At 34.5% G+C, this 25,552-nt stretch carries 22 protein-coding genes; 10 read left to right on the top strand and 12 right to left on the bottom strand.

Features of this window, described 5'->3' with window-relative positions; all coding sequences use genetic code 11:
* Window positions 1-17 precede the first annotated feature (17 nt).
* The 6 genes from porN to topA all read right to left on the bottom strand — a co-directional run bounded on the left by porN (window position 18) and on the right by topA (window position 8,479).
* Complete coding sequence (gene porN, locus ACVC43_RS14440) at window positions 18-917, bottom strand: type IX secretion system ring subunit PorN/GldN (protein WP_452225239.1); 900 nt, start codon at window positions 915-917, stop codon at window positions 18-20.
* Between the two features lie 42 nt (window positions 918-959).
* Window positions 960-2,522, bottom strand: a complete 1,563-nt coding sequence (porM, locus tag ACVC43_RS14435) for a type IX secretion system motor protein PorM/GldM (protein ID WP_452225238.1) — start codon at window positions 2,520-2,522, stop codon at window positions 960-962.
* Window positions 2,523-2,570: 48 nt separating this feature from the next.
* The gene (gene porL / locus ACVC43_RS14430) at window positions 2,571-3,203 is read right to left on the bottom strand and encodes a type IX secretion system motor protein PorL/GldL (protein ID WP_452225237.1); all 633 of its coding nucleotides are present in this window, start codon (window positions 3,201-3,203) and stop codon (window positions 2,571-2,573) included.
* 60 nt (window positions 3,204-3,263) lie between these two features.
* Window positions 3,264-4,631 carry a T9SS ring complex lipoprotein PorK/GldK gene (porK, locus tag ACVC43_RS14425; RefSeq protein ID WP_452225331.1) on the bottom strand — a complete coding sequence of 456 codons (1,368 nt, stop codon included), beginning with the start codon at window positions 4,629-4,631 and terminating at the stop codon, window positions 3,264-3,266.
* Between the two features lie 167 nt (window positions 4,632-4,798).
* Window positions 4,799-5,965, bottom strand: coding sequence for a formimidoylglutamase (locus ACVC43_RS14420; RefSeq protein ID WP_452225236.1), 1,167 nt, complete (start codon window positions 5,963-5,965; stop codon window positions 4,799-4,801).
* Between the two features lie 3 nt (window positions 5,966-5,968).
* A complete protein-coding gene (gene topA / locus ACVC43_RS14415; RefSeq protein ID WP_452225235.1) occupies window positions 5,969-8,479 on the bottom strand; it encodes a type I DNA topoisomerase in 2,511 nt (836 codons plus the stop codon).
* Window positions 8,480-8,776: 297 nt separating this feature from the next.
* Here topA and miaB point away from each other — a divergent pair, with 297 nt between their 5' ends.
* The 8 genes from miaB (at window position 8,777) to rlmN (ending at window position 16,782) form a co-directional block, all read left to right on the top strand.
* On the top strand, window positions 8,777-10,228 hold the full coding sequence (gene miaB, locus ACVC43_RS14410) for a tRNA (N6-isopentenyl adenosine(37)-C2)-methylthiotransferase MiaB (RefSeq protein ID WP_452225234.1): 1,452 nt from the start codon (window positions 8,777-8,779) through the stop codon (window positions 10,226-10,228).
* A 41-nt stretch (window positions 10,229-10,269) separates the two neighbouring features.
* Window positions 10,270-11,535 (top strand): sigma-54 interaction domain-containing protein, encoded by a 1,266-nt coding sequence (locus tag ACVC43_RS14405; RefSeq protein WP_452225233.1) that lies wholly within the window; start codon window positions 10,270-10,272, stop codon window positions 11,533-11,535.
* Between the two features lie 33 nt (window positions 11,536-11,568).
* Window positions 11,569-12,072 carry an LptE family protein gene (locus ACVC43_RS14400; RefSeq protein WP_452225232.1) on the top strand — a complete coding sequence of 168 codons (504 nt, stop codon included), beginning with the start codon at window positions 11,569-11,571 and terminating at the stop codon, window positions 12,070-12,072.
* Window position 12,073: 1 nt separating this feature from the next.
* Window positions 12,074-13,021, top strand: a complete 948-nt coding sequence (locus ACVC43_RS14395) for a hypothetical protein (protein WP_452225231.1) — start codon at window positions 12,074-12,076, stop codon at window positions 13,019-13,021.
* Window positions 13,021-13,374 (top strand): preprotein translocase subunit SecG, encoded by a 354-nt coding sequence (secG, locus tag ACVC43_RS14390; protein ID WP_452225230.1) that lies wholly within the window; start codon window positions 13,021-13,023, stop codon window positions 13,372-13,374. The genes ACVC43_RS14395 and secG overlap by 1 nt, the downstream gene beginning before the upstream one ends.
* Before the next feature lie 174 nt (window positions 13,375-13,548).
* On the top strand, window positions 13,549-13,827 hold the full coding sequence (locus ACVC43_RS14385) for a co-chaperone GroES (RefSeq protein ID WP_452225229.1): 279 nt from the start codon (window positions 13,549-13,551) through the stop codon (window positions 13,825-13,827).
* A gap of 107 nt (window positions 13,828-13,934) precedes the next feature.
* On the top strand, window positions 13,935-15,569 hold the full coding sequence (groL, locus tag ACVC43_RS14380; protein ID WP_452225228.1) for a chaperonin GroEL: 1,635 nt from the start codon (window positions 13,935-13,937) through the stop codon (window positions 15,567-15,569).
* Window positions 15,570-15,741: 172 nt separating this feature from the next.
* The gene (gene rlmN / locus ACVC43_RS14375; RefSeq protein WP_452225227.1) at window positions 15,742-16,782 is read left to right on the top strand and encodes a 23S rRNA (adenine(2503)-C(2))-methyltransferase RlmN; all 1,041 of its coding nucleotides are present in this window, start codon (window positions 15,742-15,744) and stop codon (window positions 16,780-16,782) included.
* 51 nt (window positions 16,783-16,833) lie between these two features.
* Here the strand turns inward: rlmN and ACVC43_RS14370 are convergent, their stop codons facing one another.
* The 4 genes from ACVC43_RS14370 to gldB form a co-directional block, all read right to left on the bottom strand.
* A complete protein-coding gene (locus ACVC43_RS14370) occupies window positions 16,834-17,940 on the bottom strand; it encodes a choice-of-anchor J domain-containing protein (RefSeq protein WP_452225226.1) in 1,107 nt (368 codons plus the stop codon).
* A gap of 320 nt (window positions 17,941-18,260) precedes the next feature.
* Complete coding sequence (locus ACVC43_RS14365) at window positions 18,261-19,190, bottom strand: T9SS type A sorting domain-containing protein (RefSeq protein WP_452225225.1); 930 nt, start codon at window positions 19,188-19,190, stop codon at window positions 18,261-18,263.
* Window positions 19,191-19,352: 162 nt separating this feature from the next.
* On the bottom strand, window positions 19,353-19,685 hold the full coding sequence (gldC, locus tag ACVC43_RS14360) for a gliding motility protein GldC (protein WP_452225224.1): 333 nt from the start codon (window positions 19,683-19,685) through the stop codon (window positions 19,353-19,355).
* On the bottom strand, window positions 19,685-20,647 hold the full coding sequence (gene gldB / locus ACVC43_RS14355; RefSeq protein WP_452225223.1) for a gliding motility lipoprotein GldB: 963 nt from the start codon (window positions 20,645-20,647) through the stop codon (window positions 19,685-19,687). The genes gldC and gldB overlap by 1 nt, the downstream gene beginning before the upstream one ends.
* A gap of 84 nt (window positions 20,648-20,731) precedes the next feature.
* On the opposite strand from gldB, the gene nadE reads away from it, so the two are divergent.
* The gene (gene nadE / locus ACVC43_RS14350) at window positions 20,732-21,520 is read left to right on the top strand and encodes an NAD(+) synthase (RefSeq protein ID WP_452225222.1); all 789 of its coding nucleotides are present in this window, start codon (window positions 20,732-20,734) and stop codon (window positions 21,518-21,520) included.
* A gap of 111 nt (window positions 21,521-21,631) precedes the next feature.
* Window positions 21,632-22,258 (top strand): response regulator, encoded by a 627-nt coding sequence (locus ACVC43_RS14345; protein WP_452225221.1) that lies wholly within the window; start codon window positions 21,632-21,634, stop codon window positions 22,256-22,258.
* On the opposite strand, the gene dnaG is transcribed toward ACVC43_RS14345, so the two are convergent.
* Window positions 22,253-24,211 carry a DNA primase gene (dnaG, locus tag ACVC43_RS14340; protein WP_452225220.1) on the bottom strand — a complete coding sequence of 653 codons (1,959 nt, stop codon included), beginning with the start codon at window positions 24,209-24,211 and terminating at the stop codon, window positions 22,253-22,255. The genes ACVC43_RS14345 and dnaG overlap by 6 nt on opposite strands.
* A gap of 248 nt (window positions 24,212-24,459) precedes the next feature.
* Window positions 24,460-25,533 (bottom strand): hypothetical protein, encoded by a 1,074-nt coding sequence (locus tag ACVC43_RS14335; protein ID WP_452225219.1) that lies wholly within the window; start codon window positions 25,531-25,533, stop codon window positions 24,460-24,462.
* Window positions 25,534-25,552 lie beyond the last annotated feature (19 nt).

Genomic DNA, 25,552 nt, shown 5'->3' with positions numbered 1-25,552 from the left:
ATATTAATTTTTTAGAGTTAGTATGACCACATATCTAACTCAAAATTTCTAATTTTTTCTTTTATTCTTTCAGATTCTAAAAGTTGCATGAGTGCATTTTCAGCAATATATTCTTCAACTTTACGGTCTCCATACACGTTTTCCTCTTTATATATGATACCATTGAAACGGCGTGCGTTTAAGATGTGATCGAAAGAAAATGGTATGGCACTATTTTTAGCATTAAAAGATTTTGCTTCGTGCAATACTTCTCTTGCATCTGGAAAGAATACCCAAAATAATGGATTCGGTTCTTTATTCGCTTCATCGTCTGAATCTATAAAGTTTACATCTGGAGCTGCAGGTGCAATTCCTAATAAACGATATTTTAATTCGCCTTGACGTTTATCGAAGTACCATAATCCTTTAATAAGGTAAGCACTAATATCGAAAGAAGAAATCTGTCTTTTTGTAATATACTCTGGATCTACACGTCCTTCAGCGTTAAACTGATCGTACCCGTAATCTAAAGTATCGATTTTAGTAGTTATATCTGCTAATTCTTTAGCTGTACGCTTTCCGGTAAAATAAGAATCGTAATACACATTCTCAATATCACCATCTACAATAGCTTTTGTTAACACATCGTATAGCGAACGTCTGTTACTTCCTATATTGTTAGTATCCACAGGATAGTATAATGGAAAGTTTACACGCTCATCTAAAACTACTTTTTCCCAAGTCATTTTAGCGAACATAATATCTCTATCATCAACATAACCATACTCAAGTGGTTTATCGTTATCTAAAGCTTTTTGTTCGTCAGTTCTCACACCAATCTCTTCTGGAGATTTAGCATTTAAAATGTTAGCTTGAGCAAATGCGCTTGAGGTAATTACTACTCCAAATACGACTGCTAATAAAGATTTATAATTCATCTTGTCTTCTTCTTTTAAATATTAATTAATTACAAAGTTGGTTTAGTTAGCTAACTCTATAACTATTGGAGATGCTGGTTTCATTTTTGGACCACTTGATCTTGATGAAATATCAAAAATCTGAATTGCATCGCCTCTTCTTGCTTTGTTTATAGCATTTCTTGCCTGACCATTCATTTTATTACCGCTTACAGTAATACTTGGTTGTCCAGGCACCTTTACTTTGAAGCCAGTAACGGTTAACGGTAAATCGAAATCAAAATCTTCTAATTCTGCTTTAACAGTACCTGCTGCAACATTGGCTCTTGGTAATTTACCTGAAGACAAACCTGCCATTTTTCCTGCTGGCTTAGGAATATCCTTAATTCTAAAGGTCGCTTTATCTGAAGCTCTTGAGCCATCGTCTAAAGTTGCACTTACGCTAATAGTTACTTCTCTTCCAGAAGTTGGTACCATATTGTATTTTCCTGCTTTTCCTGCTTTAGATAAACCAGCTGCAGATGCCGTTACTTTATTATCTGGCACACCAGCAAAAGAAATAGTCATAGGGTTTGTTACACCTCTATAAACAACATTCATTTTATCTGCTGAAATTGTTGCTGAGTTTGGTCTTGGTACTACTACGTAGTTTCCAACAATAGGAATTTCTAAAGGCTTACCATCTTCTAAAAATGTAAATGTTCCTTTAATTTCCTGCTCACCAACATTACCAACGTTAAAGTCTAATTTTGCTGCTCCAGTAGAATCTATAGCTTCTGCTACATTTATTTCTTTACCTTGAACAGTTAATTTTGTTGGTGTAACATTAGCATATTTACCTAACACTACTTTTCCTTGGAATTTTTCTCCTGCGAAAAATGCAGATTTGTCTGCCAATACGATTGCTTGATATTTCTTTAAAGAAACTGCTTCATCTAAACTGTTTCCTAAAAACAAGTTAAACATATTAGCCTCTGTCATTTTTACATCATTTTGCATAGCTGTTAGCTTAGTATATGATGCAATTGCCGGGAATCCTTGGAAGTGATAATTTAACCAACTTTTATCGATACCTTCTTTAGTAGTAACTTTAGCTGTTGAGAATCTTTTTTCCAAACGCTCAATCGCTTTTTTGTACTTTACATCAGTACCAAGAATTTCTTTGATATCATTTTTGTAAGCTTCAATTTTTGCTATAACTTCCTGACCTTTTTTAGTTTCACGATCACCAGTAAACCACATTTCATCAAGAATATCTGTTTTATCCATTGCTTCGAAAGGTAACTTACCTGTTTTAGGATCTACAGAATAGTCTCCTTCTCTTAATAAGTCTGCTTTTAAACTTCCTATGTATGAATAAAATTTATCTGAAACTGCATTTACTTGAGTCGCCTTATTATAAGGTACAGCAAATTCTTCTTTCTTTTCTTCAGCTTTTGTTTCTAAATCTGCTAATAAAGCTCCATTCTTTTCGGTGGCAACTATATTAGATTCTTCAAATTTAGCGTCCATCAGTCCAAATGCCGATAGTACTTCTTTTGACATATTCATAGCCATCATTGCGATAAATACTAAATACATCAAGTTAATCATTTTCTGCCTTGCAGATGCTTTTCCTCCTGCCATGTCTAATTAGTTTTTTAAATTATTAATTTAGTTATACCTAATTACTAATTAGTTTTTGTTCATTGCTGATAGCATACCACCATATACTCCATTTAATGAAGATAAATTAGATGCTAAAGATTGCATTTGCTCTTTTAATTTAGTCGCATTTTCAACTGCTTCTTCATTAATTGCAGCCTGACGGTTAGCAGACTCCATTTGTACTTTGTACAAGCTGTTTAAAGATTCCATTTGCGCAGCAGCAAGAGACATTTCTTCTCCATACTTTTTTGTTGCAGCCATAGAATCTACAGTTGGTGAAATACCTTTGGCAGCGCCTTCGAAATTTCTAATACTGTTTCCTAAACTTGCCATTAATTCACCATCAATTTTAGCATCCTTTAATAAGTTGTCTAATTTTTTAGATAATAAACCTTCTGCGTCCTTAGGCTCTTCTTTCTTTGCTTTTTTAGTGGTCATACCTCCAGCTAATTCTGGATATACTAAAGACCAATCTAAATCTGATGATTGTCTTTCGAATGCTGAATATGTAAATACCAATGCTTCCACAATCATACCAATTGTTAAAATCTCTGAACCATAAGGCCAGTGTTGAATTTTAAATAATGCTCCTACGATTACGATTGCTGCTCCTAATCCGTAGATCATATTAGTAAGTGTGATTTTGCCTTTTTGTGCCATAATTTCTAAGTTTTAATTTTAAGTAGTTAATTTATTTTAGTAGAGTTTTTTAATTTTTTATTATCGTCTTGCATTAGCAGTAACTTCTGTTCCCATGTAATCTTGAACAGTTCTAAAGCCAATGTAACTTCTTGCAGAATCTGCATATTCGTAATCTCTCGAACTTACTTGTAAAAAGTATGCAACATCTTTCCAAGAGCCACCTCTTACCACTTTACGTTGGTTACTTGCTTGATTAACACTTGGGTTAATTGTTGATGCGTATTCGTATGATGCAGGATCGTAAGATGCATTTACCCATTCTGAAACGTTTCCTGCCATGTTATATAGTCCGAAATCATTTTCTTCATAAGCATCTGCTTCTACAGTATATAATGCCTGATCTGCTGCATAATCACCACGTAAAGGCTTGAAGTTGGCCATAAAACAACCTCTGTCGTTTTTAGCATACGGTCCTCCCCAAGGGAAAGTTGCAGCTTGTAAACCTCCTCTCGCCGCATATTCCCATTCTGCTTCAGATGGTAAACGGTAAGAATTTACATAATGTCTTTTCTTTTCTTTTCTGTAAGTGTTATGAACTAATGTTCTCCACTGGCAAAAAGCTTTTGCTTGTTTCCAAGACACACCTACAACTGGGTAATCACCATAGGCATCATGCCAGAAATAATCGTTATGCATAGGTTCGTTATAAGAGTATGCAAAATCTCTAATCCAAGCTGTAGTGTCTGGATAGATTTCTACTTCTTCTTTAATAATAACATCTTTACGACGTAAGTTTTTGTTTTTTGCTGCTTTTTCTATATCCATGTAAGAATATTGAAACTTAAACTTAGTAACATCCCAAGTACGTTGACCATTATAAGATTCTTCAATTGGTAAATACATGGTATCCATAACTTCCACGTAGTATTCGTCTGGATACTCGGCAGTATCGAAAATTAAATCTACTTCGTGATTTAATTTTCTACCCTCATAACCTGTTTCTCCAAGACCACTATAGTTGTCAATCATGTATTTTTCGTAAGGTGTCATATCTTCTTCGTTAGCATCTTTAAATGCAAACTGACCAATACCTGGCTCACCACTATCTCCAGTTTCACCAACTTCATCAGCTAAAATGGCTAATTTGGTTCTAATGGTAGAGTCTCTTACCCATTCTACAAATTGACGATACTCACTATTAGTGATTTCCGTTTCATCCATATAGAAGGCTCTAACTGTTACCGTTTTTGCGGGTGCATCTTGAATACCAGCCAAATCATCATCGGCCTTACCCATAATAAATGCTCCTCCTGGAACTAATGTCATACCATATGGTTTTTCTGGATGCCATTTTTTTCCTTTAACACCAACAAGTTGGCCTCTATCTTTAGATCCACAACTTGCTAAAAGTGCTAAAACTGCTGTAATTAATACAAACTTCTTCATATTCATTGAAAACTCGAGGTTAATTTTATACTCCTAAATTTTTAAGAGCGTAAACATATTTATATATTTTTTAAAAAACAACTTTTTAAAGGAAAAAAATTACATTTCGTCGTTAAAAATTACATTTTAACGATTTAAAAAATGTTAAATCAATTAAAATCCTTTAATCATAAACTATTTTTCTGGTATGCTTTATACCATCTATTAGGCGTTATACCGTTGCATGCATCTATATAATCTTTGTGCGTGCAAGGTAATAACGTATGCTTTTTTAATTTATTATTAACATTTGCTAAAAAAGGTATTTCTATCCACCATCGTCCTGTTTTAGTACTCTTATAGAAAACTAATTCTTCAGAGTCTGCTAAAGTAGTGAATTTTTGATGATTATTATCATTTAAGAAGTCATCATCTTTTACTCTATAATTCACGCCTTCAACAAAATACCAAAGCATCTGAGAAATTAACATAGCTGTCACTTCGTCGTCATAAGAGGGTTTATACTCGAACAAACCGAATGCAGACACTTTATTACTAATTCCAGCATATCTCGCAATGGCACAAACTTCTTTTCCATCTAAACCGTTTGGAGAGAGTCTTTGTTTTAAACTTACTTCTGAAGCTTTAACCACGCCTAAGTCTATACTAACCATATTGGCATCGCGCAAAACAGGTTCTGCTATAGTGATATCTTGGGATACTTCTCCTAACCTGTAAGCTTCAAAATATAAACGCTCCATTAAATCTATTTCTTCCTGCGAATTAAAGTAAGTTTGATACCCTAAAACTGCATAATTAAATAAGTTGTATGGTTGGTCTAAAATAATTTTCCCTACAAAACTATTATTTTTAATTGGTTTTGCTGAATCTCCCAAATCGAAACAAGAATCTACGTTCACGAAATTTACCATGGGCATAATATTATCGTAAGCACGGTATATTGCGTATGATAGATCTTGACTTCCTCCTAATATTACTGGAATAATTCTTTTTTGAATTAAAATAGAAACCGTGGTTTTTAATGCAAAATAAGTGTCTTCTACTGTCTCGCCTCTGTTTATATCACCTAAATCTGCAACAGTTGTATTCCAGCTTCCAGGAAACAATGCGTAGAAGGATTTTCTAACTTCGTCCAGATTAAATTCTTCGCCTATATAATTAACGTCATTTCGGTTTTCTAAAACCCCAAAAATAGCTATAGCGACTCCTTCTAACTCGGGAATACCTTCTCTTGTAGAGTGTATTTTTAATTTTCGTCCTAATGCCTGCATGGACAGTAACTCATTATGCGCTAAAACCGCATCTGAAACAGGAGACAAAAAATTAAAATTCATATATTATTTCTTTTTAGCAGCTGTTTTTTTCTTTGTTGCTGCTTTCTTTTTGGTTGCTTTTTTCTTTGGTGCATTTTTCTCTATAATAGCCTTTACTTCATCTAAAGTTAATGCTGCTGCGTCAACGGTTTTAGGCAGTTCAATCTTTACCTTGCCTTGTAATACATTGTGCCTTCCCCAACGCGCTTTCTCAACACGAATACCTTCATCTTCCCAATTATGGACGACTTTATCTATTTCTTTCTGAATTTTTGCTTCGATTAATTCAATAATATCCGCTTCAGATAAATTATCCCAATCGTATTTCTTGTTCACATTAATAAACATATTGTTCCATTTAATAAATGGTCCAAATCGCCCTTTTCCTTTCTGCACAGGTAAATCCTTATACATATATATTGGAGCGTCTGCTTTCTCTTTTTCTTTAATGAGTTCAATTGCTTCGTCAATTTCCACACTTAAAGGATCTGTTCCTTTAGGCAAAGAAACATAAGCTTTTCCAAATTTCACATAAGGTCCAAATCGACCATTATTTACTTCCACAGGCTCTCCTTTGTATTCACCCAAATTCTTTGGAAGTTTAAACAGATCCATCGCTTCTTCAAAAGTTATACTCCCTAATTGCTGATCTGGACTTAAACTGGCAAAGGTTGGTTTTTCTTCGTCATCAACTGTACCCATTTGTACCATTGGCCCAAATTTGCCTAAACGCACACTAACCCGTTTTCCTGTTTTAGGATCTTCACCCAAGATGCGTTCTCCAGATTCTCTTTCAGCATTTTCCTGTACATCAACTACTTTGGGGTGAAAATCTTTGTAGAAGGTTTTCATTACTTTTTTCCAATCGGCTTTACCATCTGCAATATCATCAAATTGATCTTCCACATTAGCAGTAAAACTATAGTCTAAGATGCTTTCGAAATGGTTAACTAAAAAGTCGGTTACAATTATACCTATGTCTGTAGGAACTAACTTCCCTTTATCTGAGCCAACTTTTTCAGTTAACAGGTTGTCTTTTACATTGCCATCCTTTAAAACCAGTTGTGTATAATTGCGTTCTACACCATCAATTGAGCCTTTTTCTACATAATTTCTATTTTGGATTGTAGAAATTGTAGGTGCATAGGTAGACGGACGACCAATACCAAGTTCCTCTAATTTTTTTACAAGTGATGCTTCAGTAAACCTGTAAGGCGCTCTTGTATAACGCTCTGTAGCAGTAATGCTATTGTTTAAAAGTGTTTCCCCAACTTTCATAGCTGGCAACATCCCTTCTTGTTGCTCTAAATCTTCGTCGTCTGTACCTTCTAAATAGACTTTAAGGAAACCATCAAAAGTAATCACCTCGCCATTTGCTGTAAAGGTTTGTTTATGTGCTTCGGCATTTATTTTAACATTGGTACGTTCTAATTGTGCCTCGCTCATTTGAGAAGCTATAGCTCGTTTCCAAATAAGTTCGTACAACCTTGTTTGATCGTTATCTAAGCCTGCAGTATGTGCAGAAAAATCTGTTGGCCTGATTGCCTCATGAGCCTCTTGAACATTTTTGGATTTTCCTTTATAGTTGCGTTCTTTGGCATATTCTTTTCCGTAAGCATCAATAATTTCTTTTGCTGCGCCTTGCTTAGCTTCTTTAGATAAGTTTACACTATCTGTTCTCATATAAGTAATTAAACCCGCCTCATAAAGACGCTGAGCCATAGTCATGGTTTTACTTACAGAAAAATATAATTTTCTAGACGCTTCCTGCTGCAGTGTAGAAGTAGTAAATGGTGCAGCGGGTGATTTTTTTGCTGGTTTTTTTTCTAAATCTGAAACCTTAAACGTAGTATTTGCGTTTTGCTGTAAAAATTTTAAAGCTTGCTCTTTAGTTTTTAAAGCTTTTGGCAATTTTGCTTTGAATGATTGACCTTCTTCATTTGAAAATTCTGCATCAATTCTGTAAGATGCTTCAGGCTCGAAAGCTTGAATTTCTCTTTCGCGCTCAACAATTAAACGTACCGAAACAGATTGCACGCGTCCTGCCGATAGACCGCCCTTTACCTTTCTCCACAAAACGGGAGACAACTCATAACCTACAATTCTATCTAATACACGACGTGCTTGTTGCGCATCTACTAAATCGTAGTCTATTTGTCTTGGGTTTTCTACTGCTTTTTGAATAGCAGTTTTAGTAATTTCATGAAAAACAATTCGTTTTGTTTTCTTTTTATCTAAGCCTAAAGTTTCTGCTAAGTGCCAGGCAATAGCTTCACCTTCGCGATCCTCATCACTTGCCAGCCAAACCATCTCGGCTTTTTTCGCTAAATCCTTCAGTTTTTTTACAACTGCTTTTTTATCTGAAGATACTTGATATTTTGGATCGAAATCACCTTCTACATCAACGCCTAATTCTTTGGAAGGTAAATCGGAAATGTGTCCATAACTCGACTCTACTTTAAAATCTTTTCCAAGAAATTTTTCGATTGTTTTTGCTTTTGCTGGTGACTCAACTATTACTAAATTCTTAGCCATTCATTAGGTTTTTGAGGTTACAAATGTATATGAAAAAAAATATATGAACCTAATTTAAATTTAAATCAATCATTTTTTTATTGAGATATTCTTTTAAAACAGTAATAAAAAAGCCATTCATTTTTAATCGGTTAATTAAAAAAAACACTCCTTATTATATACTCAACTTTTCAGAATTTAATTCTTATCACAAAATTAACAACTGTCACATTGTCACTAAATAGAAAATAATCTATCTTTGCAATCGCTTTGCTGCGAAAGGCATAAAACTTGACCCCTACTGTTTACAGTAAATTTATGGAAAAAATTATAGACGAAAGCAAACAAGGAAGTTCCCTTGTTTTAGAAAACAACAACACAAACACTAAAAAGCTTTTTATAGAAAGTTATGGGTGTTCTATGAATTTTAGCGACAGTGAAATAGTAGCATCAATTTTAGACAAACAAGGATACAATACTACTAACAAGCTTGAAGATGCCGATTTAGTGTTGGTAAATACCTGCTCTATTCGAGACAAAGCAGAACAAACGGTTAGAAAACGTCTTGAAAAATACAATGCTGTAAAACGTACCAATCCTAAAATGAAAGTTGGTGTCCTAGGCTGTATGGCAGAACGTTTAAAGAGTAAATTTTTAGAAGAAGAGAAAATTGTGGATTTGGTTGTGGGACCAGATGCCTACAAAGATTTACCAAATCTTTTAGCCGAAGTTGAAGATGGGCATAGCGCCATTAATGTCGTACTATCAAAAGACGAAACTTACGGAGACATTTCTCCTGTACGTTTAAACAGCAATGGCGTAACTGCATTTGTTTCCATTACGCGTGGCTGTGATAATATGTGTACCTTTTGTGTAGTGCCTTTTACTCGTGGCCGAGAACGCAGTCGAGACCCGCAAAGTATTATTGAAGAGGTAAACGATCTTTGGAGCAAAGGCTACAAAGAAATCACGTTGCTCGGGCAAAATGTAGATAGCTACTTATGGTATGGTGGTGGTCTTAAAAAAGATTTTGTAAAGGCTTCTGAAATGCAAAAAGCCACTGCAGTAGATTTCTCAAAATTATTACAAATTTGTGCGGAGGCACAGCCTAATATGCGCATTCGGTTTTCGACGTCCAATCCTCAAGATATGAGTTTAGATGTTATAAAAACTATGGCAAAGTATAATAATATCTGTAATCATATTCATTTACCAGTACAAAGCGGAAGCAATCGCATTTTAAAAGCGATGAATCGTTTACATACACGTGAAGAGTATTTTACGTTAATCGATAACATTCGCAAGATTATTCCTAATTGCGCAATAAGTCAAGACATGATTGCAGGTTTCCCAACAGAAACTGAAGAGGATCATCAAGACACACTTAGTTTAATGGACTATGTAAAATATAATTTTGGTTATATGTTTACCTATTCTGAAAGACCTGGAACATTGGCTGAAAGAAAACTGGAAGACGATATACCTGAAGCTACCAAAAGCCGAAGGTTGAGCGAGATTATTGAACTTCAGCTAAAACATAGCGAATTTAGAACACGACAGCACTTAGGCAAAACTATTGAGATTTTAGTAGAAAAAGAGTCTAAAAAATCTAAAGAGCAATGGTCTGGACGCAGTGAGCACAATATCGTAGCTGTTTTCCCTAAAGAGAACTACAAAGTTGGAGACTTTGTAATGGTTAAGATATTAGATTGCACTAAAGCGACACTTATAGGTGAAGCTGTTGGGTTCTCCCAGACAATTAAAATTTAAATTATTTTGAAAGAATAATTTCTGAAGTAGCAGAAAATAATATGGAATCGATACAAGCAACAAAACAACGGTTTGGAATAATTGGCAATAGCGAATCGCTTAATCGTGCTATTGAAAAAGCCATCCAAGTATCGCCAACAGATATCTCTGTTTTGGTAACAGGAGAAAGTGGTGTTGGTAAAGAAAGTATTCCTAAAATTATACACCAACTTTCGCATAGAAAACACAATAAATATATTGCAGTTAACTGTGGCGCAATACCAGAAGGCACTATTGACAGTGAACTCTTCGGTCATGAAAAAGGCGCTTTTACAGGAGCAACAGCTACGCGATCTGGGTATTTTGAAGTAGCAGATGGTGGTACCATTTTTTTAGATGAGGTTGGAGAATTACCACTAACAACTCAAGTGCGTTTATTACGTGTACTCGAAAACGGAGAGTTTTTAAAAGTGGGCTCAAGTAAAGTACAAAAAACCAATGTTCGTATTGTAGCTGCAACTAATGTAAACATGTTAGATGCCATAAAAAAAGGAAAGTTTCGAGAAGATTTATACTACAGGTTGAGTACAGTAGAAATTAACCTCCCACCTTTACGGGATCGCCAAGAAGATATCCATTTACTCTTTAGAAAGTTTGCTAGTGATTTTGCATTGAAGTATAAAATGCCAACTATAAAATTATCAGACGAGGCTGTTCAATATTTATTAAAATACCGTTGGAACGGTAACATTAGACAATTGCGCAACATTGCGGAACAAATTTCGGTTTTAGAACAAACCAGAACCATTTCTGCCAATACGCTAAGAGAGTATTTACCTGCATCGAGCAGTAATTTGCCTGCCGTAATAAAAACTACAAAATCTGAAAGTGATTTTAGTAGCGAACGTGAAATTTTGTACAAAGTATTATTCGACATGAAAGCCGATTTAAATGATTTAAAGAAGCTAACCATGGAATTAATGAAAAACGGAAATGCGAAAGACGTCCAAAAAAACAACGAAGGTTTAATTGAAAAAATATACGGTGAAGATAATAATGATGATTATCAAGAAACCATAGACGATTTGCAGGTTTTACACATTCCGCAACAAGCAGAAACTCCCAAAAACCAACAAACAGACGCTAATGACAAATACCACTTCGCCGAAGAGATTGAGGAGGAAGAGACCTTGTCGCTACATGACAAAGAATTAGAGTTAATAAAAAAATCTTTAGAACGACACAACGGCAAGCGCAAATTAGCAGCCGAAGAATTGGGTATAAGCGAGCGTACACTATATAGAAAGATAAAACAGTTTGATTTGTAATTAAATTACACCTTTACAAAAGATTTAAATTAAATGAAATACATAAAACACGTTGCAGCATTCATTTTAACAATTACGCTTGTTAGTTGCGGAGCCTATTCGTTTACAGGTGTGGGTAAAATTGATGCCAAAACATTTCAGGTTAATTATTTTCAAAATGCAGCAGCGCAAGTAGAACCTGGAGTCGATAGAGATTTCACCCTTGCCTTACAGGATTTAATTCAAAACCAAACCAATTTAGAGCTTGTAAATTCTAACGGCGAACTGGTTTACGAAGGTGAAATTACCGAATACCGTATTTCTCCAACTACAGCAACAGCTAATAATACTGCCGCACAAAACAGGTTAACGGTAGGCGTTCGTGTTCGTTTTTACAATAAAAACAAACCTGATGATGATTTTGAAAAAACTTTTTCTTTTTTCTACGATTATGAAGGAACAGAATTACTTACAGGCAGTCTAAAAGATACTGCCTTAGAAGAAATTTTCGAGCGTATAACTCAAGATATTTTTAATGCATCTTTAGCTAAATGGTAACATGAATAAGGCAGACTTTATTACTGTAATTAAAACACCTCAACACATTACTAAGTCGCAGACCGAAGACTTAAAACATGTTGTAGACACTTTTCCTTATTTCCAATCTGCCAGAGCACTCTATTTAAAGGGGTTAAAAAATACCGAAAGCTACAATTATAATAATGCCCTTAAGACAACTGCTGCCTACACCACAGACAGGAGTATCTTGTTCGATTTTATTACTTCAAAAACATTCGTGCAAAATGAAATCTCACAATTTATAAAACACAATACTGCGCATTTGTTAGACATCGAAGTAGAGGCAGAGGATATCTCAATAAAAAAAAGCGTTACTATAGATGCTGCTTTAAAACAGCAAATTGAGGACACAAAAGACACTCTCAATCCCGAATTATTTCAACCAAAAATAGAAAAACACCAACTTGCGAATTTTAAAACTGAAACTGATGTTGAAACAAACGTAGCGCCTTCAGAAGAAAAATTAAACGCACCCGAACGTATTTTAAATATTGGCAAACCGCTTGAATTCGATAAAAATGAAACCCACTCTTTTAACGAATGGCTAAGCTTAACACGCTTCTCTCCTATCCAACGAGATACCGAGCCCGAAAAAGGGACTACAGCAACCGAACCAGAGCAAGCATTTGAGAACGAATTAACCAAAGCCAAGAAATTTGAACTCATCGAAAAGTTCATAGAAAAAAGTCCAAAATTAGCAGCAAAAAAAGCTGCATCATCAAAACACAACATTGCAAAAGCACAAATGATTCAGCCAGAAGCCTTGATGACAGAGACTTTGGCGCGTATTTATGTAGAACAGAAAAACTATAAAAAAGCAATTCAATCTTATAAAATATTAAGTTTGAAATATCCAGAAAAAAGTGGTTTCTTTGCAGACCAAATTAAAGCAGTAAAAGAATTACAAGAACAAAACAATAAGGAATAATGGGACAGTTTACAATATTTTTAGCGCTAATAGTAGTAGTTGCTTTTTTATTAGTAGTGGTAATTATGGTACAAAACCCTAAAGGTGGTGGATTATCGTCTTCTTTTGGTGGAGGCGGAACACAACAATTAGGCGGTGTTAAAAAAACAACAGACTTTTTAGACAAAAGTACATGGACGTTAGCGACAATATTAATTGCGTTAATATTATTATCCAATATAGCAATTGGAGGCAATACTGGTCCTGTAGATTCTAAAGCTTTAGATCCAGATGCTGTTACGACTCCTGTAGAGCCAGCAACAACAGTTCCAGCTACAGATGATGCTACAAAAGCAATTGATACTACAAACTAATCTATAGACATAGACACTTACTAAAATGCCAGCTTTTAAGCTGGCATTTTTTGTTTTTAGGGTTAGTCTGAAAGTTTGTCAGCTAGAACGTAATGGCACATTTTTGGTTAATCTTAATAGGAATAAAACAATACTTAACCGCTAGTAATTACTACTGGCAAAACAAAAATAAAAATGAGCAAAATAAACATTAAACCATTGGCAGATCGTGTACTGGTAGAAGCACTTCCTGCTGAAACGCAAACTGCTTCTGGATTATATATTCCAGATAGCGCACAAGAGAAACAACACAAAGGCACTGTAGTAGCTATTGGAAATGGAAAGAAAGACGAACCGCTAACAGTAAAAGTAGGAGACACTGTCCTTTATGGAAAGTATTCTGGCTCTGAAATTAAATTAGATGGTACCGATTATTTAATGATGCGCGAAGAAGATATTATGGCAATTATATAAATTGCTTTTAGCCGAGGCCTTACAACCTCTGGTTTTTTAAAAATTAAAACTTATTACTAATCTTTTAGCTAATAGCCAAGTTGCTATTAGCAAAATAATTATAAACAATGGCAAAAGATATAAAATTTAATATTGAAGCACGCGACGGATTAAAACGTGGTGTAGATGCATTAGCAAATGCAGTAAAAGTAACTTTAGGCCCAAGAGGCAGAAACGTAATAATTAGCCGCTCGTTTGGAGCACCAGTTGTTACCAAAGACGGTGTAAGCGTTGCTAAAGAAATAGAATTAGAAAACCCATTAGAAAATATGGGAGCGCAAATGGTTAAGGAAGTCGCTTCTAAAACTAACGATTTGGCTGGAGATGGTACTACAACCGCAACGGTATTGGCACAGGCTATTGTAAAAGAAGGCTTAAAAAATGTTGCTGCAGGTGCGAATCCAATGGATTTAAAACGCGGTATTGATAAAGCAGTTGCTGCAATTGTAGAAGACTTGGGTAGGCAAGCTAAAGAAGTAAAAAATTCTTCTGAAAAAATAAAACAAGTAGCCTCTATTTCGGCAAATAATGATGAACTTATTGGCGATTTAATCGCTAACGCTTTTGGCAAGGTTGGTAGAGAAGGTGTAATTACTGTTGAAGAGGCAAAAGGAACAGATACTTATGTAGATGTTGTAGAAGGCATGCAGTTTGACAGAGGTTATTTATCTCCATACTTTGTTACCGATAGCGAAAAAATGATTACCGATTTAGAAAATCCTTACGTTTTGTTGTACGATAAAAAAGTTTCTACAATGAAAGATTTGTTACCAGTTTTAGAGCCAGTGGCACAAACTGGAAAACCATTATTAATTATTGCAGAAGATGTAGATGGTGAAGCATTAGCAACTTTAGTGGTAAACAAATTACGTGGTTCTTTAAAAATTGCTGCTGTTAAGGCTCCAGGTTTTGGAGACAGACGAAAAGCGATGTTAGAAGATATAGCTATTTTAACTGGAGGTACAGTAATTTCTGAGGAAAGAGGATTTACATTGGAAAACACAACAATCGAGATGCTTGGTACCGCAGAGCGTATTACTATAGATAAGGATAATACTACTGTTGTTAATGGATCTGGAGATAAATCGCTAATAAAGAATAGAGTTAACCAGATTAAATCTCAAATAGAATCTACTACCAGCGACTACGATAAAGAAAAACTACAAGAGCGTTTAGCTAAATTAGCTGGAGGTGTTGCTGTTCTTTATGTGGGCGCTGCCAGCGAAGTAGAAATGAAAGAAAAGAAAGACCGTGTGGACGATGCTTTACATGCAACAAGAGCTGCGGTGGAAGAAGGTATCGTTGCAGGTGGTGGCGTTGCTTTTGTAAGAGCAAAATCGGTTTTAGAAAAAATTACTACAGATAATTTAGATGAAACAACTGGTATTCAAATTGTAGCAAGAGCCATTGAATCGCCATTAAGAACCATTGTAGAAAATGCTGGTGGAGAAGGTAGTGTTGTAATTAATAAGGTTACCGAAGGTAAAAAAGACTTTGGTTACGATGCCAAGTCTGAAACGTATGTAGATATGTTGAAAGCCGGAATTATCGACCCTAAAAAAGTAACACGTATTGCATTAGAAAATGCAGCCTCTGTTGCAGGTATGATTTTAACAACCGAGTGCGCTTTAATAGACATTAAAGAAGATGCACCTGCTGGTGGCGGAATGCCAATGGGTGGAGGCATGCCAGGCATGATGTAATCCTTTTGTAATAAATTTTAAAAGACTCATAGATTGCTCTATGGGTCTTTTTTTGTTATAATATCCGCTGTTAATTATACATTAAATTGATATCATTATTCTTTTCGGTATCCTCCTATTTTAGGAAGCTACTTCAACTTACTATTTAAAATTATTCTATTTTTGCAACAGCATGGCAGATAAGAAAAAAGACATACGAGCATTAACTAAAGTACAACTTCGAGACTTCTTTGTAAAAGAGGGCGACAAAGCCTTTCGTGGTAATCAAGTTTACGAGTGGCTATGGAGTAAAGGTGCGCACACTTTTGAGGATATGACCAATATCTCGAAAGAAACCCGCCAAATGTTAACAGATCATTTTGTTATAAACCATATTGAAGTTGATACCATGCAACGCAGTAGCGATGGCACCGTAAAAAATGCTGTAAAATTACATGATGGTTTAATTGTTGAATCTGTACTCATCCCAACAGATACGCGTACAACAGCTTGTGTTTCTAGCCAAGTTGGTTGTAGTTTAGATTGTAAATTTTGTGCAACTTCACGTTTAAAACGTATGCGTAATCTTAATCCTGACGAAATTTACGATCAGGTAGTTGCTATAGACAGGGAAAGCAAATTATACTTCAACAGGCCATTAAGCAATATTGTATTTATGGGTATGGGAGAACCTCTCATGAATTACAACAATGTCATTAAAGCGATAGATAAAATTACGTCACCCGAAGGTTTAGGCATGTCGCCAAAACGCATTGTAGTCTCTACTTCTGGTGTACCAAAAATGATAAAGAAAATGGCAGACGACGAAGTAAAGTTTAATCTTGCCGTGTCGTTGCACTCTGCTATAGATGCTGTAAGAACAGAGATAATGCCCTTTAATGAAACGTTCCCACTTAAAGATTTAAAAGAAGCTTTAGAGTATTGGTACGAGAAAACACAACGAAAAATAACCTACGAATATGTAGTCTGGGATGGCATTAATGATAGCCAAAAAGATATCGATGCTTTAGTACAATTTTGTAAATATGTGCCTTGTAAAGTTAACATTATAGAATACAATCCCATTGACGATGGCCAATTTCAACAAGCTTCAAATGCTGCAATAGACCACTATATAGAGGAATTGGAGCGTAATCGTATTGTTGTTAACGTACGTAGAAGTCGAGGAAAAGATATTGATGCTGCTTGTGGACAATTAGCTAACAAAACATAAAAAAAGTCTTACTTTAAAAAAGTAAGACTTATCATTAAATAAGTAAATAATTTAGTCTTTAATTATTTTAATAGATTGTGTTTTTCCTTCTGCACTAATATTTAGAAAGTACAACCCATTATTTAAACCACTAACATCTATAGCATTATTTGTTATAGTATTACTATTAAAAACTTTAACAGTTTGTCCTAACATATTTACTACATTAATAGTGTCTATAGTTAAATTTGTTTTAATGTTAACAATGTCACTTACTGGATTTGGATACACAGAAAATGTAGCAATATTTTCAAATTCGTCAACCCCTAATGTTGGGTCTGTTTCTGTAGTAAAACTCCAAGTTGAAGAACCAACAGCATCACCACCAACATTTTTAGCTACAACTTGCCAATAATACAAAGTAGAATATGTCATTCCGGTAACATTTACAGATGTTCCTCCTAAAGTACCTAATAAAGCTAATGTACTTGGCGAATCTCCCAAATAAAGGTCGTATGCAGTAGCTGCATCACCAGTTGCAGCTGGCATCCAAGAAAAGGCAACTGCATTATCTACAGGATCAACAAATATATCTACTGCCATGTCTGCTGGAGTTGGAGTAGTCACTGGATCTGGAGCAGTTGCATTAGCAATCATTTCAATATTATCCAATATCCAACGGTCTCCATCATTGTTTTCCATAACAAAAGCCACATATATGGGTTGGCCAATATATGCTGTTAAATCTACAGTGTGTTGCGCTAGAGGGCCACCAGACCAGACATCGGTTTCAGTTTGAGTATCTACAATTGTAAAATCGGCATGTGTGGTTTGAGATGCAGTGGATACTCGAATGGTATAAGTAGAACCATAATCTGTTGCAAAACTATCAGATTGATCAAAAGATAAAATATAGTTTGTTGCATTGACTGTAAATTGTGGAGAAACGAGCCAATCTTCAGCTGTTGTTGTAACAGCTTCCCAATTTACAAACGCTACATTATTTGTTGCTCCATCATTAATTTGCCAGTTTTGCACTGTTCCTTCTCCATTAGTTCCAATAAATGAAGCCCATCCAGCAGGTATTGCTGTACTTGCTTCAAAATCTTCGGATAACTGAGCATGACCAAATTGGAAAAATACCAATATTGTAAAAAGTAATAAAGTAATTTTTTTCATATTTAAAATGTTTTAATTAATTATATTATAAACTAACAAAAACTTAAAATTTAAGCAACTATTTAATCGATTAACAACCGATTAAATAGTTTACAATGAATTTAAATTTTAACTATTATGATTTACCTTTCAAAAGGAAAAGGTAGGAAAAAGTGTAGGCGTACTAGATAAAAATAGATTTATTTAAGCAATGATAATGCTGTAAACTACAGCGGTAAGCTGATTCAAAGATATTGATGCTACTTGCGGACAACTATCTAACAAAAAAAAAAACGATTTCAAATTAATGAAATCGCTTTTTTAAATTGAGTTAAACCCGTTTAACTTTTAACGAATTTAATCGTTTTAGTACCGTTTTGTGTCGCCACTTTAGCAACATAAACACCTTGTTGAATGGTCTCTAAATTAACTTGTTCTTCATTTAAACTAAGTGTTTTAGATACTACCTTTTTGCCTAAAATATCATAAACGTCGATATTTGTAAATTCAGAATCTGTAGACTCTAATACTAAGGCATTAAGTTGCTTATTGTAATACGTTTTAATAGTTCCTATATCGAACTCTTCAACAGATAATGGCTCATTATTGGTTTTAAAATTATCTACGTAAGCGAAACCTGCAAAATTATCATGAGCGAACCTTACCTGCTCTATATCTGCCGCAGTAGCGACAGTAGCACTATAGATTTCTGTGCCATCAATAAAAAACTTAACTAAAGTTCCAGCGATTTCTATTTTAACATTGTACCAAGTTGTAGCAACCCAATCTACCATAGTGTCTGGCAAAATTACTGTACCTGTTCCATCGTCGACTAATACATGAATGTTTCCTTCGAAAGTAAACCTAAGATAGGTTACAAAACTTCCTCCTGTTGTATTAACCAAACCAAATATAAAATCTGAGCTACTGGCATTTTGTTCGCTAATGTTTATATCTGCTGAAAAAACAGACATAGCATAAGGAATTGCTGTTGTATAATCGTAAAAAGCACCAACTACTGGACTTGATTGTCCTGCGAATGCTGGGTCTTGATCAATCTTTAGTGAATTTGTTCCAACTGATGCATCATCAGCAGTAATAATTTGGTTAGCAACATTACAACCTGCACCGCAAGGTGTTGCTGTCCAGCCATTTTGAGTGTTTATATCTCCGGAATTATAGCCTTCTCCAGTTTCAAAAGATATAGTTTGTTGAGAATACGCACTAAAGCTCAAGGCAATACACGCAATTAATAAAGTAATTTTTTTCATATTTCATTTGTTTTAGGATTAATAACAAAATAAGATATGAAATGAAATATAGTATTAACAATAAAACCGATTAACTACTTTTATTTAAGGTTAATCATAAATACATTTTAAAAATTATACTTGCCTAAGAGACAAAATGTTATAGAAACAAAACAATTATTTCTACTTCTTAATTTCCAGTTTTTCGGCAAAATAATCGCAAAAATCCTTCATTGTTGCCGTCATTTTCTCATCTTGTGTTGCACGATTAAAAGTATTACTCATAGCGACTAATGTTTGGTGGAAGAACACTTTCATCTCATCAACAGGCATATCTTTAGTCCATAAATCTATTCGTAGCGACTCTTGTGCTGCACTATCCCAAACAGAAAGCATCATTGCTTTCGCTTCTGCATTAGTTATACCTCCATCCTGTGCTGTCCAGTTTAATTTCTCTGGAACTCTGTTTTCATCTAATTCTACGTTTAGAGTGATTTTAGATTTTAAATTTGCCATTATCGTCGTGGTTTGTATTTAGAATTTTCAAAAATTTCTTCTGCGCTTTTAGAAAGCATTTGTTTAAAATTAACCGTATTATTTTCCATATAGGCTCTCACAATTTGCCAGCCTATATACTTCCCTATTTCTCCAGGAGATTCATTATCTATTTCTTCTAAATAAAATTTAGAAAAAGGCGCAGGATTTATAAAACGGTTTGGCAATTTTGTATCTGTACTAAACAGTAACTCTTTATCTACAAAATAGCGCCAAATGTATTCTTCGTTATCTTGAGCCCATTCAAATTGGGAGTCTGTGAAGCCTAATTTTTGAGCATCGTTTTTAAATGGAATTACTTTATCTTTAAAATATAACAGCTTCCCTTCGTAAATTAAATCGTCTATGAATGTTTTTCTACGTTGCTGAAACGTAAAATATTTAGCATACTCATTTGCTAAATCTACAACCAGCTGTTCTGGTTTTAATTCTTCTGCAATATATTCCTGGATACCTTCATAAAAATAATGCTTCTCACCTAAGTAATTAGTTAGTGGCAAAACAACAATAGTATCTGTTACCACCACCTTATTTCTATAATCTACATCTGAAGCGACCGCAATAACTCGTGGTGTTTTAAACTGCGGGAAATAGTATTTTAAGTGTTTAAACAGCGATTCTATGTCTGTTTTTTCGGTGTTTAAATCGCTAAACTTTTTTAATACTTCTTCTTGAAGTTCTACCTGCAAGGTATCTTTCATTTTTTGTAACCAAAAGGCATCGTCGTACTTTGCTGGAAACATAAATGGGAAAGCAGATTGTAGTGCCTTTAAATTTTCGGGAGAAGCTGTAGCAAAGGCTTTATCGAATCTTTCAATATAAAAATCGATGTTGATGTTTTCAATTTCAGCTGCAGTTTTGTCTTCTTTTTCACAAGACAAAACGCCTAAAAAAGACAGCAAAATAAAAAATATAGATTTCAAAAGGCTTTTCATTTTTATTCCTAACGTGTTTGCGTTATTTTTGTTTGGCAAAGGTACTATTCTTTGTTTTAAATCCTTTAAAAAATGCAAACAGAAAAAGTAGTAAATTATATTGTTAATTGGTTAAAAGACTATGCTGTAAACGCAAAAGTTAATGGTTTTGTTGTTGGTATTTCTGGCGGAATAGATTCTGCTGTTACCTCAACGCTATGTGCCAAAACTGGCTTAGAGGTATTATGTTTAGAAATGCCCATTCATCAGGCCGAAAGTCACGTTTCGCGTGCGCAGGAACATATAGATTTATTACAAAAAAAGTTTCCCAATGTTAGCGCTATGCGTACAGATTTAACTCCTGTTTTTGAAGAATTTAAAACCGAAGTATCCCTTAAAGGGAAACAAGAAGTGGTAGATATGGCTTTGGCTAACACGCGCGCACGCTTACGCATGACAACGCTATATTATCATGCAGGTTTATTAGGCTTACTGGTTGCAGGAACTGGAAATAAAGTCGAGGACTTTGGTGTTGGTTTTTACACAAAGTATGGTGATGGTGGTGTGGATTTAAGCCCTATTGCAGATTTACTTAAAAGCGAAGTGTATGCTATTGGCGATTATTTAAATGTTTCAGAATCTATTATGAAAGCGGCACCAAGTGATGGCCTTTTTGGAGATGCCAGAAGTGATGAAGACCAGATTGGAGCATCTTACCCAGAATTAGAATGGGCAATGCAAAAAAGTGAGAATGGTATGACAGAAAAAGACTTCGATGGAAGAGAAAAAGAAGTGTTTAAAATCTATAAAAATTATAATAACTCAAACAAACACAAGATGATACCGATTCCCATTTGCGAAATTCCCAAAGAATTTATGTAATCGTTAAAGATATTATAATATTCGCTACCTTTGCATTGCTATTTAATTTATCTATTATCATTTTTTGTTTAAGGCTAACCACTTAAAATAAGAAATACAAAACTTAAAATCATGGTCAAGCTATTAGTGGTTGATCAGCATCCTATTGTAAGCAAAGGTCTTGAGCTTGTATTTAACGCTATGCGTGATATAAAGTTTGTAGGCAGTGTTGATAATGGTGAAGCTATCTTCGAATTTTTAAAAAACACGCCTGTTGATGTCGTGTTAACGGAAATCGATCTTCCAAAACTTAACGGTATTACTGCCATAAGGCGTATTAAAAAAGAATTTCCCGACACCAAAATAATTATGTTTAGCAGCCAGGCCGAAGAGGTCTATGCGGTGAGTTCTATTAAAGCTGGAGCCGATGGCTATATACCTAAAACTATAGACATTATTTCTTTAAAAGAAGCCATTTTAAAAGTAAATAGTGGCAGAATGTATCTTAGTGATGCCATAACTAAGCGCTTAAACCAAAATTCTAAAGGACTTAAAGGCAGCTCTTATTACAAAAAATTATCGACGCGGGAAGTAGAAGTTTTAAAACTACTAGCTTCTGGTAAACGAAATAAGGACATTGCTAAAGAGCTTGGAATAAACGAAAAAACTGTGAGTACTTACAGAGCACGCTTAATGAAAAAATTAAATGTTGACAACCTGGTGGATCTTGTAGAGCAGTCTAAAAATATGGCGCTATAATACACGGTTTAGCTTTCTGGAAAGCAACATTTTTAATCCCGAATAGTCCTTTACTTCTTCTAAAATAGTAGTGTTCACCTCATGTTTATTTTCTAAGGTTTTTTGCTGAAAACCAATTACTTTTTTATCTATTAAATGGCAGCGTAAACTTAAAATCGTTTCGCTTACTAATTGAGCAATACTTTCTGTTTTAGATTTTGGAAAGATATTCTTTCGTTCCCAATCTGAAAGAAAATAACGCTCGTCTTCCATTAAAATAGTAGTAATTTCGTTACCAACTTGTGCATCTACTTTATTTATTAGATGCTCTGATGAAAACTCCGGATTGTGGTTTAGGGTTTCTATAATTTTATAATACAGGTTTTTAAACTGCTCGTTAGAAAATTCCATCTCATCGTCCTGCAAATCTAAAAACACTTTTTCGAATACTTTTGCCTGTTGTATTACAGGCTCTAAAATTAAAGCACCTTTATCGTTTTCCTTTAAAACTAAATCTTCGAAATCCTCGGTTTTATTACCGTAAAGCAACAAGATTTCTATAATTTTTCGTTCTAAAACGTATTGCACATCTACTTTTTCTAAAGGTTTCTGGTGTTTAATCACCTCGAAAGCCTGTTGTGGTTTTTGCTGTTGCTTGCTCTGGTTATCAGCTTCTTTTTTGGTGAGTTGCGCTAACGTGCTAAACAATACTTCTTCGCTAATATCCATAATTCTGGAACATTCCTGAATATACACTTCACGCTTTATACGATCTGGAATTTTAGCAATACTATTTATGATATCTCTTATGGTTTCGGCCTTTTTTATCGGGTCGTTTTTAGACTCTTCAAATAAAACCGAAGCTTTAAATTGAATAAAGTCTTTAGAATTCTCTTTAAGATAATGGGTTAATTCTTCAAGCGTGTTTGTTTTTGCAAAACTGTCTGGATCCTCACCTTCAGGAAAGGTACAAACCTTAACATTCATGCCTTGCTCTAAAATAAGATCGATACCACGAAGTGAAGCACGTAAACCTGCAGCATCACCATCAAAAAGTACCGTAATGTTTTTTGTAAGCCTGTTTATTAGCCTAATCTGGTCGCTGGTTAAAGCCGTACCAGAAGACGACACCACATTGGTTACTCCAGTTTGATGAAACTGAATCACATCTGTATACCCTTCTACTAAATAACAATTGTCTTCTTTTGCAATGCTTTGTTTTGCATGGTAAATACCATACAACACTTTACTTTTATGGTAAATATCGCTTTCTGGTGAATTTAGGTATTTTGCTGCCTTTTTGTCGTTGGTTAAAATTCTGCCTCCAAAACCTAACACGCGACCACTCATGCTTTGTATGGGAAACAACACACGCCCTTTAAAACGGTCGAATTGCTTGTCGCCTTTATCGATAGTTAGGCCTGTTTCGGTTAAAAATTCCAGTTTGTATCCTTTTTTTAAGGCTTCGTCTGTAAAGGCGCTCCATTGGTCTAAGGCGTAACCTAAATCGAACTTTTTTATAGTTTCGGCTGTAAAACCACGTTCTTTAAAATAGCTTAATCCAATAGCCTTACCTTGGTCGGTTTTATGCAAAATGTGCTTAAAATAAGTGTTTGCATATTCACTAACCAAATAAAGACTTTCACGTTTATCCTGTGCTTCCTTTTGCTCATTAGATTGTTCTGTTTCCTCAATCTCGATATTGTACTTTTTGGCCAGATATTTTATAGCCTCAGGATATGTAAAATGTTCGTGTTCCATTAGGAAAGCAACAACGTTTCCTCCTTTTCCGGTAGAAAAATCTTTCCATATTTGTTTTACAGGAGAAACCATAAAACTTGGTGTACGTTCTTCGCTAAACGGACTTAACCCTTTAAAATTACTACCTGCTTTTTTTAACTGAACAAAATCGCCAATAACCTCCTCTAATCGAGCAGTTTCGTATACTTGGTCTATGGAAGATTTTGATATCAATTTTTAGGTTTTTTTTGCTTTGTCTACCGCACAGGCAGGTTTGCAGAATTACACTGTAAATGTAATATAATTCGATTGCTTCTGAAAGTGTCACGATTTATAAACTGAATTTTATATCAATTTTCAGCTAATTTCTATTCATGACAGATATTAAAAAGTTACAACGCTATATTTAATTCAGAAAGATTAGTAAAATAAAAAAGCCTCTTTCATTAAAATAAAGAGGCTTTTAATTGAATAATAAGATTCTAATCGAAATCAAATCTAATTCCAAGTGAAATATTATTTTGTTTTACTGGCTGTTTATCAAAGGTTTCAGACAAATCGTACTTTAAATATAAACTTGAGTTACCAAGACCAACATACGTGCTTACTCCGTAAACAAAACCAGTAGCATTATAATCTCTTTTAATTTTTTCTTTTATACGATCTCCATCCTGGTCGTAACGTATTTTTTGTTGTGTGCCAATATTAAACCCTGCGTAAGCACCAATACCAATTTTAAACTTTCTATCTATATTATAACGAAAGTAGTCTTCCTTTTCTACTTTATTAGATGGGCCAAATTCGAAATGAAGAGGAAAAACTAAATTGGTAATTCTAAACTCTGCTTCTTTTAAGTCTAATGGAAAAGACTCTAAGCTTGTGAGGTTACCATTCTCAACAAAATACTTATTATCTTTTAAATCGTATTTATTCCATTGAAAAGAAAAACCATACTTTAGCCTAACGGCATTAGATTCTTTTAATAATCTTGTATTTAAAGCCAAACCTAATTCTACAAATCCAGACTCGCCAAAATAGTATGGCGATTTTCCAAATTCAACACCATCTATAACGGCATTATTCATTCCTATGGCAAACACCAAATGGCTGTATGTTTTACGGTCGTATTTTCTTTTTACATCTTCTTTTTTAGAAAATGAAACACCAGTAAAACTATCTTCGTCGCCAACTGTAACTCCAAATTTTACTTTTTTTCTATTTATTGGATTATGTATGTTAAAATCTGGATTATTACGCTCGTGTAATTCTATATTATTCTCTAAAATAGCAAGTCTGTTTTCTATATTAAGAGCTCGCTTTTTTGCAGCGGCTTCCTTTAAATCTTCTGCTTGTTCGTACGTGATTTCTTTGTCTAATACACGTTTGTTTATTGCTTCTACTTCAAGTTTTAAAGCCTCGCGTTCTTCGGTTTTAATGCCCTCTTTAAGTGTCTCTACGCTGGCTTCCTTAGATTTTGGAATGCTGTCCTGAGCTGAAACATTATAAACATACAAGCTTAAAAATGTAATAATTAGGTACTTTGTAATGGTCTGCATAATTGTTCGTTTTTAGGTG

This window comes from Lacinutrix chionoecetis, from assembly GCF_053604665.1.
Note: the sequence above shows the minus strand (reverse complement) of the source record. Positions and strands in the feature narration are given on the sequence as shown.